Annotated in this window: 13 protein-coding genes; 1 reads left to right on the top strand and 12 read right to left on the bottom strand. The window is 71.4% G+C overall.

Annotated elements, in window-relative coordinates:
- Positions 1-171 precede the first annotated feature (171 nt).
- Positions 172-711, top strand: coding sequence for a GNAT family N-acetyltransferase (locus ABD879_RS23100; protein ID WP_345023651.1), 540 nt, complete (start codon positions 172-174; stop codon positions 709-711).
- A gap of 142 nt (positions 712-853) precedes the next feature.
- Here ABD879_RS23100 and ABD879_RS23095 read toward each other — a convergent pair whose 3' ends face one another.
- Genes ABD879_RS23095 through ABD879_RS23040 form a run of 12 tightly spaced genes read right to left on the bottom strand, consistent with a single transcriptional unit; the run spans position 854 to position 15965 of the window.
- Positions 854-1855, bottom strand: coding sequence for a polyprenyl synthetase family protein (locus ABD879_RS23095; RefSeq protein WP_345023650.1), 1002 nt, complete (start codon positions 1853-1855; stop codon positions 854-856).
- Positions 1856-1868: 13 nt separating this feature from the next.
- A complete protein-coding gene (nuoN, locus tag ABD879_RS23090; protein WP_345023649.1) occupies positions 1869-3437 on the bottom strand; it encodes an NADH-quinone oxidoreductase subunit NuoN in 1569 nt (522 codons plus the stop codon).
- A complete protein-coding gene (locus tag ABD879_RS23085) occupies positions 3434-5005 on the bottom strand; it encodes an NADH-quinone oxidoreductase subunit M (protein ID WP_345023648.1) in 1572 nt (523 codons plus the stop codon). The genes nuoN and ABD879_RS23085 overlap by 4 nt, the downstream gene beginning before the upstream one ends.
- Complete coding sequence (gene nuoL, locus ABD879_RS23080; protein ID WP_345023647.1) at positions 5005-6915, bottom strand: NADH-quinone oxidoreductase subunit L; 1911 nt, start codon at positions 6913-6915, stop codon at positions 5005-5007. Before nuoL ends, ABD879_RS23085 begins: the two co-directional genes overlap by 1 nt.
- Positions 6916-6925: 10 nt before the next feature.
- Positions 6926-7225: an NADH-quinone oxidoreductase subunit NuoK gene (nuoK, locus tag ABD879_RS23075; RefSeq protein ID WP_285497126.1), complete on the bottom strand. Its 300-nt coding sequence runs from the start codon at positions 7223-7225 to the stop codon at positions 6926-6928.
- Positions 7222-8190 (bottom strand): NADH-quinone oxidoreductase subunit J, encoded by a 969-nt coding sequence (locus tag ABD879_RS23070; RefSeq protein ID WP_345023646.1) that lies wholly within the window; start codon positions 8188-8190, stop codon positions 7222-7224. The genes nuoK and ABD879_RS23070 overlap by 4 nt, the downstream gene beginning before the upstream one ends.
- Complete coding sequence (gene nuoI / locus ABD879_RS23065) at positions 8187-8804, bottom strand: NADH-quinone oxidoreductase subunit NuoI (RefSeq protein ID WP_345023645.1); 618 nt, start codon at positions 8802-8804, stop codon at positions 8187-8189. The genes ABD879_RS23070 and nuoI overlap by 4 nt, the downstream gene beginning before the upstream one ends.
- On the bottom strand, positions 8791-10152 hold the full coding sequence (nuoH, locus tag ABD879_RS23060; RefSeq protein WP_345023644.1) for an NADH-quinone oxidoreductase subunit NuoH: 1362 nt from the start codon (positions 10150-10152) through the stop codon (positions 8791-8793). Before nuoH ends, nuoI begins: the two co-directional genes overlap by 14 nt.
- Positions 10149-12641 carry an NADH-quinone oxidoreductase subunit G gene (locus tag ABD879_RS23055; RefSeq protein WP_345023643.1) on the bottom strand — a complete coding sequence of 831 codons (2493 nt, stop codon included), beginning with the start codon at positions 12639-12641 and terminating at the stop codon, positions 10149-10151. The genes nuoH and ABD879_RS23055 overlap by 4 nt, the downstream gene beginning before the upstream one ends.
- Positions 12638-13942 (bottom strand): NADH-quinone oxidoreductase subunit NuoF, encoded by a 1305-nt coding sequence (gene nuoF / locus ABD879_RS23050; RefSeq protein WP_345023642.1) that lies wholly within the window; start codon positions 13940-13942, stop codon positions 12638-12640. Before nuoF ends, ABD879_RS23055 begins: the two co-directional genes overlap by 4 nt.
- The gene (nuoE, locus tag ABD879_RS23045; RefSeq protein ID WP_345023641.1) at positions 13939-14670 is read right to left on the bottom strand and encodes an NADH-quinone oxidoreductase subunit NuoE; all 732 of its coding nucleotides are present in this window, start codon (positions 14668-14670) and stop codon (positions 13939-13941) included. The genes nuoF and nuoE overlap by 4 nt, the downstream gene beginning before the upstream one ends.
- Positions 14667-15965 (bottom strand): NADH-quinone oxidoreductase subunit D, encoded by a 1299-nt coding sequence (locus tag ABD879_RS23040; RefSeq protein ID WP_345023652.1) that lies wholly within the window; start codon positions 15963-15965, stop codon positions 14667-14669. Before ABD879_RS23040 ends, nuoE begins: the two co-directional genes overlap by 4 nt.
- Positions 15966-15980 lie beyond the last annotated feature (15 nt).

Here is a 15980-nt window from a genome sequence, read left to right as displayed (position 1 = left end):
CTCCTGCAAGAACGTGTTGATCAACCTCGTCATGCACGCCATGAAAGTCCGCGGGGTCGGGGAGGTCACCCCCGCCGGGATGGTCTGACCGCTCGGGCACGACCGCGGACCCGCATCGCACCGTGCCGAGAACCGAATGCCCGCTCCGCACCCGGCGAGCAGAATGACCGCATGGGTGAGGTGGAGATCCGCACGGCCCACACCGCGGAGCTGGACGACGCGACGCTCGCATCGGCCCGGGCGCTGCTGGACGACGTCTTCGAGGGCGACCTGTCCGACGCGGACTGGGAGCACGCGCTCGGCGGCGTGCACGCGCTGGCCTGGGACGGCGCCGAACTGATCGGGCATGCGTCGGTGGTCCAGCGGCGCATGCTGCACGGCGGCCGCGCACTGCGCACCGGCCACGTCGAGGCCGTCGGGGTCCGCGGCGACCGGCGGCGCGAGGGCCACGGCGCCGCCCTCATGGCGGCCATCGAACGCGTGCTCAAAGGAGCGTACGAACTGGGCGCCCTGTCCGCCGCCGACGAGGCCGGCGAGTTCTACTCGGCGCTCGGCTGGACGCAGTGGCAGGGGCCGACCTACGCGCTCACCCCCCAGGGCGTCGTACGGACCGAGGAGGACGACGACGGCGTCTTCGTGCTCCCCCTGACCGCGCCGGTGGACGTGTCCGGTGCGCTCACCTGCGACTGGCGCGACGGCGACGTCTGGTAGCGCAGGCGCGACGACGGCCCTGCGGCCGGCGCACACACCGGCAGCCGCACTCCGGCACCGTGTCGGCCAAGAGACTCGGCCCGGAAAGGACGTCCGCGCCGAGCACAAGGCTCGGCGCGGACGAAGCTGCCTGAAGCGGCCGTCAGCCCGTACGGGACACCACGTAGTCGCACAGGCCCGTCAGTGCGGCGCGGGCCGGGATGTCGGGCAGGGTCAGCAGCTCGGCGCGGGCGTCCTCGGCCCAGGCGCGCAGATCGGCGCGGGCCCGGTCCATCGCCGGGTGGGCGCGCAGCAGCGTGAGGGCCTCGCGGTGCAGCGCGTCGTCGGTCAGGTCGAGGGTCAGCAGCTCGCGCAGCCGGGCGTCGTCGGGGCCCGAGCCGATGCCGGCCTGGACGTGGTGGATCGGCAGGGTGCGGATGCCCTCCCGCAGGTCCGTGCCGGGCGTCTTGCCGGACTGCTCGGTCTCCGAGGCGACGTCCAGGATGTCGTCCGACAGCTGGAACGCGACGCCGATCTTCTCGCACGCCGAGGTGATGGTGTCGACGACATGCGACGGCGCCCCGGCCAGCAGGGCGCCGAGCTGGCCGGACGTGGCGATCAGCGACGCGGTCTTGTCGGCCAGCACCTGCAGGTAGTGCTTGAGCGGGTCGGCGTCCTCGGCCGGGCCGACGGTCTCCTGGATCTGGCCGCGCACCAGCCGGGCGAACGAGCGCGCCTGGATGCGCACCGCCTCCGGCCCGAGGTCGGCCAGCAGGTCGGAGGCGCGGGCGAACAGGTAGTCGCCGGTGAGGATGGCGACGGTGTTGGTCCACCGGGCGTTGGCCGACTGGTCGCCGCGGCGCACCGTCGCCTCGTCCATCACGTCGTCGTGGTACAGCGTGGCCAGATGGGTCAGCTCGACCACCACCGCGGCCGGGACGACCCCGGCCGCGGTGGGGTCCCCGAAGTGCGAGGCGAGCAGCACCAGCGTCGGGCGGAACCGCTTGCCGCCCGCCTCCAGCAGGTGCCGGGACGCCTCCGCGAGCAGCGGCACGTCGCTGCGCACCGACTCGCGGAGCAGGTCCTCGACCGCGGCGAGCCGTTCCCGAATGTCCGCCGCGAGACCATCGTCCACTGTCAGGTCGAACGCAACGGCACTACTCACCAGGACCCCCGGTCTACCGGACGAACATCTGCGACGCGGCGTGCCCCGCGAGGTCCAGCACGGGCTGGGGCAGCACGCCGAGTACAACAGTAGCCGTCAGACCGAGCGCGACGGCCGTCGCGGTGGCCGGTCCGGCGACCACCCACGGCCCGTCGGCCTCCGGCTCGGAGAAGAACATCACCACGATCACCCGGACGTAGAAGAACGCCGCGATCGCCGAGGCGACGACGCCGACCACGACCAGCGGGGTGGCCCCGCCCTGCACGGCCGCGCTGAACACCGCGAACTTGCCGGTGAACCCGCTGGTCAGCGGGATACCGGCCATCGCCAGCAGGAAGAAGGCGAACGTCCCGGCCACCACCGGGGAGCGCCGCCCGAGCCCGGCCCAGCGCGACAGGTGCGCGGCCTCGCCGCCCGCGTCCCGCACCATCGAGATCACCGCGAACGCGCCGATCACGGTGAAGCCGTAGGCGGCCAGGTAGAACAGCGAGCCGGACAGGCCGTCGCGGGACGTGGCGACCACGCCCGTGAGCAGGAAGCCCGCGTGCGCGATCGAGGAGTAGGCCAGCATCCGCTTGACGTCGGTCTGGGTGATCGCGATGACCGCGCCGACGACCATCGTGAGAATCGCCACACCCCACATCGCGGGCCGCCAGTCCCAGCGCAGGTTCTCGAACGCGACGTAGTACACCCGCAGGATGGCGCCGAACGCCGACACCGTGGTGCAGGACGCCATGAGCGCGGTGACCGGGGTCGGGGCGCCCTGGTACACGTCCGGCTTCCACATGTGGAACGGCACCGCGCCCAGCTTGAACAGCAGGCCCACCGACAGCAGCGCGGTCCCGGCCAGCAGCAGCGTCTCCTGGCCGGCGTTGCGGCTCAGCTGGTCGGCGATGGCCGACAGCCGCACCGACCCGGCGTAGCCGTACAGCAGCGCCACCCCGTACAGGAAGAACGCCGAGGAGAACGCGCCGAGCAGGAAGTACTTGACCGCGGCCTCCTGCGACAGCAGCCGGCGGCGCCGCGCCAGCCCGCACAGCAGGTACAGCGGCAGCGACAGGATCTCCAGCGCCACGAACATGGTCAGCAGGTCGTTGGCGGCCGGGAAGGTGATCATGCCGGCGACCGCGAACATCATCAGCGGGAACACCTCGGTCTGGGTGCGTCCCGCCGCCGCGGTGGCCTGCTCGGCCTCCGTGCCGGGCAGCGCCGCGGCCTGCGCGGCGAAGTGGCCCTGCCGCCGCTCGGCGATCAGCAGCAGGCTGACCAGCGCCAGCACCAGCACGGTGCCCTGCACGAACAGCGTCGGCCCGTCCACGCCCAGCGCGCCCTCGGCGGCGACGTGGAACGGCTTGTCGAAGGCGAGCTTGATCGTGCCGAGCAGCGCCGCGACCAGGCCGACGAACGCCACCGCCAGCTGCACCGGGTAGCGCAGGGCGCGGCCGACGAACGCCTCCACCAGCACGCCGAGCACGGCCGCGCCGAACATCACCAGGATCGGCGCGATCTGCCCGTACTCGATGTGCGGCGCGGGGATCTCGCTCTGCGCCAGCACGACGCTCACCGAAGTCGAGGTGCTCACGGACGCGCTCCGTTCTCAGCGACGATCTGGGGCGCCGGGTCGGCTTTTTCGACCCGGGCCAGCGTGTGCTGCACCGAAGGGTTGATCACATTGAGGACCGGCTGCGGGAAGAAGCCCATCGCCACGATGACCGCGATGATCGGGCCGATGGCGAGCCGTTCGCGCAGCGACAGGTCCTTCATGCCGCCGACGGCCTCCTTGGCCGGGCCGCCCATGGTGCGCTGGTACATCCACAGGATGTAGATGGCGGCCAGGATGATGCCGGTGGCGGCCAGCACCGCGGCCACCCGGTAGCGGGTGAACGTGCCGGTGAGCACGAGGAACTCCGACACGAACGGCGCCAGACCGGGCAGCGACAGCCCGGCCAGGCCAGCGACCAGGAAGCTGCCCGCCAGCAGCGGCGCCACCTTCTGCACGCCGCCGAACGCGTCGATCCGCGCCGACCGCCGCCGCGTGATCATGAAGCCGACCACCAGGAACAGCGCCCCGGTGGCGAACCCGTGGTTGATCATGTAGAGGGCGGCGCCGGACTGGCCCTGCGAGGTCATCGCGAACACGCCCAGCACGATGAACCCGAAGTGCGACACCGACGTGTAGGCCACCAGCCGCTTGAGGTCCACCTGCCCGATCGCCAGCACCGCGCCGTAGATCACGCTGATCACCGCCAGCGTGATCACCACCGGGGTGGCCCACTTGGCGGCGCCGGGGAACAGCTCCAGGCAGAACCGCAGCATGCCGTAGGTGCCGACCTTGTCCAGCACGCCGACGATCAGCACCAGCGCCCCGGCCGGGGACTGCGCCGCGGCGTCCGGCAGCCAGGTGTGCACCGGCACCATCGGCGCCTTGATCGCGAACGCGACGAAGAAGCCGAGGAACAGCCACTTGGCCGTGGTCGGGTCGATCCGCAGCTCGGTCAGCTCGCTGAACAGGAACGTGCCGTGCCCGAGCCCGCCCTCGCTCACCGGGCGGTTCGACAGCGGGTACAGCCAGATGACGGCCACCAGCATCAGCAGCCCGCCGAACAGCGAGTACAGCAGGAACTTGACGGCCGCGTACGAGCGCTGCGCCCCGCCGTAGTACCCGATGAGGAAGTACACCGGGACGAGCATGGCCTCGAAGAAGACGTAGAAGAGGAAGACGTCGGTCGCCGCGAAGACGCCGATCATCATCGCTTCCATGGCCAGCAGCAGCGCGAAGTACGTCTTCACCGACCGGCGCGGCGGCACGTCCACGCCGCCGGAGCGGTCCTCGGCGCGCCAGGACGCCAGGATCACCAGCGGGACGAGGATCACCGACAGGCCGATCAGCGTCAGCGCGACGCCGTCCACGCCGAGCGCCCAGTGCACCCCGAACGCGCGGATCCACCAGTAGGTCTCCTCGAACTGGAAGCGCGGCCCGCCGGTGTCGAACCGGGTCGCCATCGCCAGCGCGACCAGCGCGACCAGCACCGAGACGCCCAGAGCGGCCTGCTTGGCCAGCTCCTCGCGCGCCCGCGGCAGCAGGCCGACGGCCAGCGCACCCACCGCGGGCAGCGCGATCAGGACGGACAGCCAGGGAAAGTCTTCCATCAGACGTTCACCACCAGCAGCGCCGCCACGACGATGGCCGCACCGAAGAGCATGGACAGGGCATAGGAGCGGACGAACCCGGTCTGTATCCGCCGCAGCCGGCCCGAGCTGCCGCCGATGCCCGCGGCCAGCCCGTTGACCACGCCGTCCACCCCGCGGTTGTCGAACCAGACCGCCAGCCGGGTCAGCCACTGGCCGGGACGCATGAGCAGCGACTCGTTGATGGCGTCGCCGTACAGGTCCTTGCGGGCCGCGACGGTGAGGAACGACCCGGCGGGCGCGCTGCGCGGCACCGGGCGGGCCCCGTACTGCCGCCACGCGATCGCGACGCCGACGACCATCAGCACCAGCGTGGCGATGCCCGGCGCGGTGATCCAGTGGAACTCGCTCTCGTGCGGGTGCCCGACCACCGGGCCGAGGAAGTCGGCGAACCCGCCGAGGATGAGGAAGCCGCCCGCGAACAGCGACCCGACCGCCAGCAGCATCAGCGGCACGGTCATCACCTTGGGCGACTCGTGCGGGTGCACCCCCTCGTCCCAGCGCTGCTCGCCGTAGAAGGTCATGAACATGACCCGTGACATGTAGTAGGCGGTGACGCCCGCGCCGACCAGCGCGCAGGTGCCGAGGATCGCACCGGACGTGCCGCCCTTGTGGAAGGCGGCCTCGATGATGGCGTCCTTGGTGAACCACCCCGACAGCAGCGGGAACCCGATGATCGCCAGGTAGCCCAGGCCGAACGTGGCCCAGGTGATCACCATGACCGCGCGCAGCGCCCCGTACCGGCGCATGTTCACGTCGTCCTTCATGGCGTGCATGACCGACCCGGCGCCCAGGAACAGCCCGGCCTTGAAGAAGCCGTGCGCGATGAGGTGCGCGATGGCGAAGGCGTATCCGGCCGGGCCCAGCCCGGCGGCCAGCATCATGTAGCCGATCTGCGACATGGTCGAGCCGGCCAGGGCCTTCTTGATGTCGTCCTTGCCGCACCCGATGATCGCACCGGCCAGCAGGGTGACCGCGCCGACGACCGTCACGGCCAGCTGCGCGTCCGGCGCCATCTCGTAGATCGGCGCGGACCGGACGATCAGGTACACGCCCGCGGTCACCATCGTGGCCGCGTGGATCAGCGCCGACACCGGGGTCGGGCCCTCCATCGCGTCCAGCAGCCAGGACTGCAGCGGCAGCTGCGCCGACTTGCCGCACGCGCCGAGCAGGAGCAGCAGCCCGATCGCGGTGGCCGTGCCGGTGCTCAGCTGGGACGCCGCGCCCACGTGCTCGGCGCCCTCACCGAGGACCTGCTCGAAGCCGACCGTGCCGAACGTGGCGAACATCAGCATGATCGCGGTGATGAAGCCGAAGTCGCCGACCCGGTTCACCACGAACGCCTTCTTGGCCGCGGTGGCCGCGCTGGGCTTGTGCTGCCAGAACCCGATCAGCAGGTAGGACGCCAGGCCCACGCCCTCCCAGCCGATGAACATGGCCACGTAGTTGTCGCCCAGCACCAGCAGCAGCATCGCCGCCACGAACAGGTTCAGGTAGGCGAAGAAGCGCCGCCGGTCGGGGTCGTGCTCCATGTAGCCGATGGAGTAGATGTGGATGAGCGAACCCACCCCGGTGATCAGCAGCACGAAGCTGATGGACAGCGGGTCCACCAGCAGCCCCATGTCGACCTTGAACGACCCGACGTCGAAGAACTCCCACAGGTGCAGCGTGCGGCGCCGCTCCTCCGGGTCGTAGCCGAGCATCTGGACGAACATCGCCGCGCCCACGACGAAGGACGCCAGCGACATGGCGACGCCGAGCAGATGCCCCCACCTGTCGGTGCGGCGCCCGCCGAGCAGCAGGACCGCCGCGCCGGCCAGCGGCAGCGCGATGAGGAGCCAGGCGGCAGCCTGGATGCCTTCCGCTTTCATCCCCGGCCTCTCAGTACTTCAGCAGGTTCGCGTCGTCCACCGACGAGGACCTGCGGGTTCTGAAGATGGTCATGATGATCGCCAGACCCACCACGACCTCCGCGGCGGCCACCACCATCACGAAGAAGGCGATGATCTGGCCTTCGAGGTTGCCGTGCATGCGGGCGAACGACACGAACGCCAGGTTCGCGGCGTTGAGCATGAGCTCGACGCACATGAACACCACGATCGCGTTGCGGCGGACCAGCACGCCCACGCCCCCGATGGTGAACAGGATCGCCGAGAGCGCCAGGTAGTGCCCGGGACTCATTGACCTGCCTCCCCTTCGCTCGTCGCGGCGCCGCCGGAGCCGCCCGCGCCGCCGCCCGCCTCGGGCGAGCCGCCGGACACGGGGGCGCCGCTCTTGGTCTCGCGCTCCTGCGCGCCCGCCGCGTCCGCCTCGGCGGTCGCCGCGCGCACCGCGGTCAGGTCCGCCTGGACGGCCGCCGTCTCGCTGCCGCCCTCCAGGTCGGCGTGCCGCCGCGCGGTGTCGACGCGGGCCGCGATGATCGGGCTGACCGACAGCTCCGACGGGGTGCCGTCGGGCAGCATCGCCGGCATGTCGACCGCGTTGTGCCGGGCGTAGGTGCCGGGGCCGGGCAGCGGGCCGGGGTGCTTGCCGGTCTGGAACCGCCGCTTGGCCAGGTCCTTCTGCGTCGGCTTGGGCGTGGTGCGCTCGCGGTGCGCCAGCACCATCGCGCCCAGCGCCGCCGTGATCAGCAGCGCGCTGGTCGCCTCGAACGCGAACACGTACTTGCCGAACAGCAGCCGCGCCAGGCCGATGACGTTGCCGTCCTGGTTGGCCTGCACCAGCCCGGCCGAGTCGTCCAGCGCCGCGTTGCCGAGCCCCGCGGTCACCAGCACCAGGAAGCCGAGCCCGGCGACCGCCGCCCACAGCCGCTGGCCGCGGATCGTCTCCACCAGCGAGTCGGTGGAGCTCACCCCGACCAGCATCAGCACGAACAGGAACAGCATCAGCACCGCGCCGGTGTACACGATCACCTGGACGAACGCCAGGAACGGCGCCCCCTGGACCGCGTACAGCGCGGCCAGCGACAGCATCACCACCGCCAGCAGCAGCGCCGAGTGCACCGCCCGCCGCATGAAGATCATGCCGAGCGCGGCGCACACCGACACGATGGCCAGCAGCCAGAAGAAGAACGGCTCGCCCGACTGCCTGTCGGCGACCTGCGCCAGCACCGGCGCGTGCTGGGCCGCCAGCACCTGCGCGTTCACTTCTTGTCTCCGCTCTTGCGCTTGCGCCGGCCCTCGCGCTCCGCGGCCGCGTCCACGCTCGCGCGCCCGCCGTCCTCGGCCGGGACGGTGGGCGCGGGCTCCTCGGGCTGCAGGCCGAGGCGGTAGTACTCCTCCTCGGTCTCGCCGAGCCGCATGGGGTGCGGCGGCGCCTCCATGCCCTCGCGCAGCGGCGCCAGCAGCATGTCCTTGGTGTAGATCAGGCTCTCGCGGCTGTCGTCGGCCAGCTCGTACTCGTTGGTCATCGTCAGCGCCCGGGTGGGGCACGCCTCGATGCACAGGCCGCACAGGATGCAGCGCAGATAGTTGATCTGGTAGACGCGCCCGTACCGCTCGCCCGGGGAGTAGCGCTCCTCCTCGGTGTTGTCGGCGCCCTCCACGTAGATGGCGTCGGCCGGGCAGGCCCAGGCGCACAGCTCGCACCCGACGCACTTCTCCAGCCCGTCCGGCCACCGGTTGAGCTGGTGCCGGCCGTGGAAGCGCGGCGCGGTCGGCTTCTTGACCTCGGGGTACTGGACGGTCTCGCTCTTCATGAACATCTGGTGGAACGAGACCCCGAACCCCTTGACCGGGTTCAGGAAGTCAGTGAGTCCCACTGGTGACCTCCTTGGACGGGGTACGGGTCTTGCCGGCCTTCCCGTGGTAGTGCGGGGCGTCCAGCGGCGGCACCGGGAAGCCGCCCGCCGCGGCGTCCGCCGGAGCGGCCGCCTTGCCCGCACCGCCCGCGGCGGCGCCGGAGCCGGACTTGGCGGCCTCGGCCTCCGCCGCGGAGCCGCCCCGGACCATCTCCCACAGCACGGTGGCGACCAGGACGACGGCGGCGACGACCGCGACGATCAGCATGATCTGCCGGACCTCGTAGCCCTCGTTCTTGAACGCCTGGATGGTGGCGACCAGCACGATCCAGCCGAGCGAGAAGGGCATCAGCACCTTCCAGCCCAGCTTCATCAGCTGGTCGTAGCGGACGCGGGGCAGCGAACCGCGCAGCCAGATGAAGAAGAAGATGAACGCCCACACCTTGACCAGGAACCACAGCACCGGCCACCAGCCCTGGTTGGCGCCCTCCCAGAACGTGGAGATCGGCGCGGGCGCGCGCCAGCCGCCCAGGAACAGGGTGGTGCACAGCGCCGACAGGGTCGCCAGGTTGATGTACTCGGCGAGGAAGAACATCGCGAACTTCAGCGACGAGTACTCGGTGTGGAACCCGCCGACGATCTCGCCCTCGCCCTCGGGCAGGTCGAACGGGATGCGGTTCGACTCGCCCATCATCGTGATGACGTAGACGGCGAAGGACGGGAACAGCAGCACCACGTACCAGGTGTCGGCCTGCGCCGCCACGATCCCCGAGGTCGACATCGTCCCGGCGAACAGGAACACCGCCACGAACGACAGCGACATCGCGATCTCGTAGGAGATGATCTGCGCGGACGAGCGCAGCCCGCCCAGCAGCGAGTACGGCGACATCGACGACCAGCCCGCCAGCACGATGCCGTAGGCGCCCATGGACGCCATGGCCAGCACCAGCAGCACCGCCACCGGCAGGTCGGTGCCCTGCAGCGGGGTGTGGTGCCCGAAGACCGACACCTCGGGTCCGAACGGGATGATGGAGAAGGCGATGAACGCCGGGGCGGCCGACACGATCGGCGCCAGGACGAACACCACCTTGTCGACGCCGCGGGGGACGATGTCCTCCTTCAGCGCCAGCTTGATGCCGTCGGCCAGCCCCTGCAGCAGGCCGAAGGGGCCCGCGCGGTTGGGGCCGACGCGCAGCTGCATCCGGCCGATGACGCGCCGCTCGACCCACATCGACAGCAGCACCGTCAGCACGAGGAAGACGAAGATGGCCAGGACCTTGCCGAGGATCAGCCACCAGGGGTCCTTGCCGAAGTCCTCCAGCGTGGGGCCGGTCTCGGCGGGCGCGGCGGCCAAAGCGGTCAGGCTCATGCGGCACCTCCAGCCGTGGTCGCGGAGCCGGCGGCGGCGCCGTCACCCGCGGCGATCTTGACGATCTGCCCGGTGCCGGCGCCCAGCTCCCGGTACAGCGCGCAGCCCGCGGAGTCGGTCGGCAGCCACACCACGCGGTCCGGCAGGTCCGGGACGATCTCCAAAGGCAGCGTCAGCGCGCCGCGGGTCTGCGACGACACCGTCACCGTGCCGCCCTCGGCGGCGCCGATCTCGGCGGCGGTCGCGGGCGACAGCCGGGCCACCGCCGGTTTGGCGGTCCCGGCCAGGTACGGCTCACCGTCCTGCATGCGGCCCTTGTCGAGCAGCAGCTTCCAGGTGGCCAGCAGCGCCTCGCCCTCGCCCGGACGCGGCGGCACGAACGGGGTCACGTCCGGCGCGGCGGGCCGCTCGCCCCGGTAGGCGCCCAGCTCGGTCAGCTCGCGGCGGGCGGCCTCGGGGCCGGGCAGGCCCAGGTGCACGTCCATCTCGCCGGCCAGGGCGTCCAGCACCCGCAGGTCCGACAGCTTCGCGGCGGACTTGAGCGCGGTGTCGAACTGGCGGCCGCGGCCCTCCCAGTCGACGAACGTGCCGGACTTCTCCGGGACGGCCGCGACCGGCAGCACCACGTCGGCGCGGTCGGTGACGGCGCTGACCCGCTGCTCCAGGCTCACCACGAACGAGGCGGCCTCGATGGCCTCCAGCGCGGCGGCCGGATCGGGCAGGTCGTAGGGGTCGACCCCGCCGACCAGCAGGGCGGCGCCCTCGCTCCGCGCGGCCGCCAGGATCCCGGCGGTGTCGCGGCCGGGGGCGGCGGGCAGGTCGGCCACGCCCCACACCCGGGCGACCTCGGCGCGCGCCTCGGGGTCGCTGACCGGGCGGCCGATCGGCAGCAGGCCGGGCAGCGCCCCGGCCTCCAGCGCGCCGCGCTCGCCGGCCCGGCGCGGCACCCACGCGATCTTCGCGCCGGTGACCTGGCCGAGCCGGATCAGGCTGGACAGCGCGCCGGGGCTGGCGGCCAGCCGCTCACCGGCCAGCACCACCGCGCCGGGCTGCGACAGCAGCCGGTGGACGGCGGCGACCCCGTCGCCGCCGCCGGTCGCGGTGGTGAGGGTGCCGATGACCTCGGCCTCGGCGCCCGGCAGGGTCGGCAGCAGGGTGCCGCCCATCTTCTTCAGGCCGCGGGTGGCGTACGGGGCGATCGAGTAGACCTTCACGCCCTTCTTGCGGAAGCCCTTGCGCAGCCGCAGGAAGACGATCGGCGACTCCTCCTCCGGCTCGAACCCGGCCAGCAGCACCACCGGGGCCTTCTCCAGGTCGGTGTAGGACACCTCGATGGAGCGGCCCGCGACCGAGGACGCCAGGAACTCGGCCTCCTCGCGCGAGTGCGGGCGGGCGCGGAAGTCGACGTCGTTGGTGCCGAGCGCGATCCGGGCGAACTTGGCGTAGGCGTAGGCGTCCTCGAGGGTGAGGCGCCCGCCGGTCAGCACGCCCGCGTTGCCGCGCGCCGCCGCCAGGCCCTTGGCCGCGACGGCGAGGGCCTCCGGCCAGGACGCGGCCTCCAGCTCCCCGTCCTCGTTGCGCACCAGCGGGTGGGTGAGCCGGTCGGGCTGGGTGGCGTAGGTGAACGCCCACCGGCCCTTGTCGCAGTTCCACTCCTCGTTGACCTGCGGGTCGTCCCCGGCCAGCCGCCGGGTGATCTTGCCGCGCCGGTGGTCGGTGCGCAGCGCGCAGCCGGCCGCGCAGTGCTCGCACACGGTCGGCGTGGACACCAGGTCGAACGGGCGGGACCGGAACCGGTACGCCGCGCCGGTGAGCGCGCCCACCGGGCAGATCTGCACGGTGTTGCCGGAGAAGTAGGACTGGAACGGCCGGTCCTCGGCGGCGCCGACCTGCTCCTTGGCGCCGCGTTCGAACAGGTCGATGAACGCGTCCCCGGCGATCTGGTCGGAGAAGCGGGTGCACCGGGCGCACTGGATGCACCGCTCGCGGTCCAGCAGCACCTGGCTGGACAGCGCGATCGGCTTGGGGAAGGTGCGCTTGGTCTCGGTGAACCGCGACTCGCCGCGCCCGTTGGACATCGCCTGGTTCTGCAGCGGGCACTCGCCGCCCTTGTCGCAGATCGGGCAGTCCAGCGGGTGGTTGATCAGCAGCAGCTCCATCACGCCGTGCTGGGCCTTGTCGGCCACCGGCGAGGTGAGCTGCGTCTTGACCACCATGCCCGGCATGACCGCGGTGGTGCAGGACGCCTGCGGCTTGGGCATGCCGCGCCCGTTGCCCGCGTCGGGGATCTCCACCAGGCACTGGCGGCACGCCCCGACCGGGTCGAGCAGCGGGTGGTCGCAGAACCGCGGGATCTGGATGCCCAGCAGCTCGGCGGCCCGGATGATCAGCGTGCCCTTGGGCACCTCGATCTCGAACCCGTCGATGGTGACCTTCACCAGTTCTTCGGTCTGCTCGGCCGGGGCGGCGTCGCCCTTGGTCACCGTCACTTGCCGTCACCTCCCCAGAGGGTGGAGGCGGCCGGGTCGAACGGACAGCCGCCTTGCTCGAAGTGCTGGAGGTACTCGTCGCGGAACAGCTTGATGGACGACGTGACCGGGCTGGTCGCGCCGTCGCCGAGCGCGCAGAACGACCGGCCGAGGATGTTGCTGGACAGGTCGAGCAGGGTCTCCAGGTCCTCCTCGGTGCCCTGTCCGGCCTCCAGCCGCTTGAGCATCTGCTTGTACCAGTAGGTGCCCTCGCGGCACGGCGTGCACTTGCCGCACGACTCGTGCGCGTAGAACTCCGCCCAGCGCAGCACGGCCCGCACCACGCAGGTGGTCTCGTCGAAGATCTGCAGCGCCCGGGTGCCGAGCATGGACCCGGCCGCGCCGACGGACTCGAAGTCCAGCGGGACGTCCAGGTGCTCCTCGGTGAACAGCGGGGTGGACGAGCCGCCCGGCGTCCAGAACTTCAGCCGGTGCCCGGCGCGGATGCCGCCCGCCATGTCGAGCAGCTCCCGCAGCGTCACCCCGAGCGGCGCCTCGTACTGGCCGGGCCGGGTGACGTGCCCCGACAGCGAGAAGATGCCGAAGCCCTTGGACTTCTCGGTGCCCATCGAGGCGAACCAGTCGGGCCCGTTGGCCACGATCGAGGGAACCGACGAGATCGACTCGACGTTGTTGATGACCGTAGGCCCGCCGTACAGGCCGGCGACGGCCGGGAAGGGAGGCTTGAGCCGGGGTTGTCCGCGGTAGCCCTCGAGCGAGTCCAGCAGCGCCGTCTCCTCGCCGCAGATGTAGGCGCCCGCGCCGGTGTGCACCACCAGCTCCAGGTCGAAGCCGGAGCCGAGGATGTTCTTGCCGAGGTAGCCGGCCTCGTAGGCCTCCGCGACCGCCTGCTGCAGCCGGCGGATGACGTGCAGCACCTCGCCGCGCACGTAGATGAACGCGTGGTTGGACCGGATCGCGTAGGAGCTGATGATGACGCCCTCGACCAGCACGTGCGGGTTGGCCATCATCAGCGGGATGTCCTTGCACGTGCCCGGTTCGGACTCGTCGGCGTTGACCACCAGGTAGCGGGGGTTGGGGCTGCTCGGCGGCAGGAAGCCCCACTTCATGCCGGTGGGGAACCCGGCGCCGCCGCGTCCGCGCAGCCCGGAGTCCTTCACCGCCTGCACGATGTCGTCGGGGTCCATCGTGAACGCCTTGCGCAGCGCCCGGTAGCCGCCGGCCCGCTCGTACGCCGCGCGGGTGAACGAGTCGGGCTGGTCCCAGTTCCTGGTGAGGACGGGGGTGAGCGTCGTGGTCACTTGGTGCGCCCCTCCTGACTACCGGGCTCGGCCCGCCCGTCGCCGCCGTCCGCGCCCTCGCCCGGCGCCCGGTCGGCGGGCGGAGCGGTCCAGCCGTTCCGCTTGGCCAGCTCCAGGCCGCGCAGCGACTCGGGGCCGGCCTGCACGCCCTCGTGCGCCCGTCCGTCGGGGAACCCCGCCAGGACCCGGGACGCCTCCTTCCAGGTGCACAGCTTGTTCGGCCCCCGGGTCGGCGCGACCTGCTTGCCCGCGCGCAGGTCGTCGACCAGCTGCCTGGCCTTCTCGGGAGTCATGTTGTCGAAGAACTCCCAGTTGACCATCATCACGGGCGCGAAGTCGCAGGCCGCGTTGCACTCCAGGCGCTCCAGCGAGATCTTGCCGTCCGGGGTGGCCTCGTCGTGGCCGACGCCGAGGTGCTCGCTCAGCTCGTCCCAGATCTGGTCGCCGCCCATCACCGCGCACAGCGTGTTGGTGCACACCCCGACGTGGTACTCGCCGGCGGGCCGGCGCTTGTACATGGTGTAGAAGGTGGCGACGCCGGTGACCTGCGCGGGCGTGATGCCGAGCTGCTCGGCGCAGAACTCGATGCCGTCCTGGCTGATGTAGCCGTCCTCCGACTGCACCAGGTGCAGCAGCGGCAGCAGCGCCGAACGCGGCTTGGGGTACCGCGCGATGATCTCTTTGGCGTCCCGTTCCAGCCGCTCGCGCGTCTCCACGGAGTAGCTCATCGGTCGACTCCCCCCATCACCGGGTCGATGCTGGCGACCGCCGCGATGACGTCGGCCACCATGCCGCCCTCGCACATCGCCGGGACGGCCTGCAGGTTGGTGAACGACGGGTCGCGGAAGTGCACGCGGTACGGGCGGGTGCCGCCGTCGCTGACGACGTGCACGCCGAGCTCGCCGCGCGGCGCCTCCACCGCCGCGTACGCCTGGCCGGCCGGGACGCGGAAGCCCTCGGTCACCAGTTTGAAGTGGTGGATCAGGGCCTCCATCGAGGTGCCCATGATGTGCGCGATGTGGCGGGGCGAGTTGCCCATGCCGTCGGCGCCGATGGCCAGCTGGGCGGGCCACCCGATCTTCTTGTCCTCGATCATCACCGGGCCCTTGACCGTCTGCAGCCGCTCCACGCACTGCTCGACGATCTTCAGGGACTCCTCCATCTCGCGCACGCGCACCAGGTAGCGCCCGTACACGTCGCAGGTGTCCTCGGTGACGACGTCGAAGTCGTAGGTCTCGTAGCCGCAGTAGGGCTGGGACTTGCGCAGGTCCCAGGGCAGGCCGGTGGCGCGCAGCACCGGGCCGGTCACGCCGAGGGCCATGCAGCCGGTCAGGTCCAGGTAGGCGATGTCCTTGGTGCGGGCCAGGTAGACCGGGTTGTGGTCCATCAGCTTGCGCAGCGCCTGGATGCGCTTGGGCATGCGGTCCAGGTAGTCGCGCAGCTTGCTCAGCGCGCCGCTCGGCAGGTCCTGCGCCACGCCGCCGGGCCGCACGTAGGCCATGTTCATCCGCAGCCCGCAGATCTCCTCGAACAGGTCGAGGGTGTACTCGCGCTCGATGAACCCGTTGAGCATGACGGTGGTGGCACCGAGCTCCAGGCCGAACGTGGCGATCGCGACCAGGTGCGAGGAGATCCGGTTGAGCTCCATCATCATCACCCGGATGATCTGGGCCCGCTCGGGCACCTGGTCGGTGATGCCGAGCAGCTTCTCCACACCCAGGCAGTACGCCGTCTCGTTGAAGATCGGCGCCAGGTAGTCCATCCGGGTGCAGAACGTGGTGCCCTGCGTCCAGGTGCGGAACTCCATGTTCTTCTCGATGCCGGTGTGCAGGTAGCCGATGCCCACCCGCGCCTCGGTCACCGTCTCGCCGTCGAGGGTGAGGATCAGCCGCAGCACCCCGTGCGTGGACGGGTGCTGCGGACCCATGTTGATCACCAGGCGCTCGTCGCCGAGGTCCTCGGCGCCGGACACGACCTGGTCCCAGTCCTGCCCGCTGACGTCGAAGACCCGGCCCTCGGCCACCTCCTCGTCGGCGGC

Source organism: Actinomadura keratinilytica, from assembly GCF_039539665.1.
GTDB lineage: Bacteria > Actinomycetota > Actinomycetes > Streptosporangiales > Streptosporangiaceae > Spirillospora > Spirillospora keratinilytica.
This window is presented reverse-complemented; position numbering and strand designations above follow the sequence as displayed.

What these genes read in the sequence shown, in the direction of transcription:
- nuoE (WP_345023641.1), bottom strand. Translation starts at nt 14,670, where the DNA reads ATGAGCTACTCCGTGGAGACGCGCGAGCGGCTGGAACGGGACGCCAAA.
- nuoK (WP_285497126.1), bottom strand. Translation starts at nt 7,225, where the DNA reads ATGAGTCCCGGGCACTACCTGGCGCTCTCGGCGATCCTGTTCACCATC.
- ABD879_RS23100 (WP_345023651.1), top strand. Translation starts at nt 172, where the DNA reads ATGGGTGAGGTGGAGATCCGCACGGCCCACACCGCGGAGCTGGACGAC.
- nuoL (WP_345023647.1), bottom strand. Translation starts at nt 6,915, where the DNA reads ATGAAAGCGGAAGGCATCCAGGCTGCCGCCTGGCTCCTCATCGCGCTG.
- nuoH (WP_345023644.1), bottom strand. Translation starts at nt 10,152, where the DNA reads ATGAGCCTGACCGCTTTGGCCGCCGCGCCCGCCGAGACCGGCCCCACG.
- ABD879_RS23085 (WP_345023648.1), bottom strand. Translation starts at nt 5,005, where the DNA reads ATGGAAGACTTTCCCTGGCTGTCCGTCCTGATCGCGCTGCCCGCGGTG.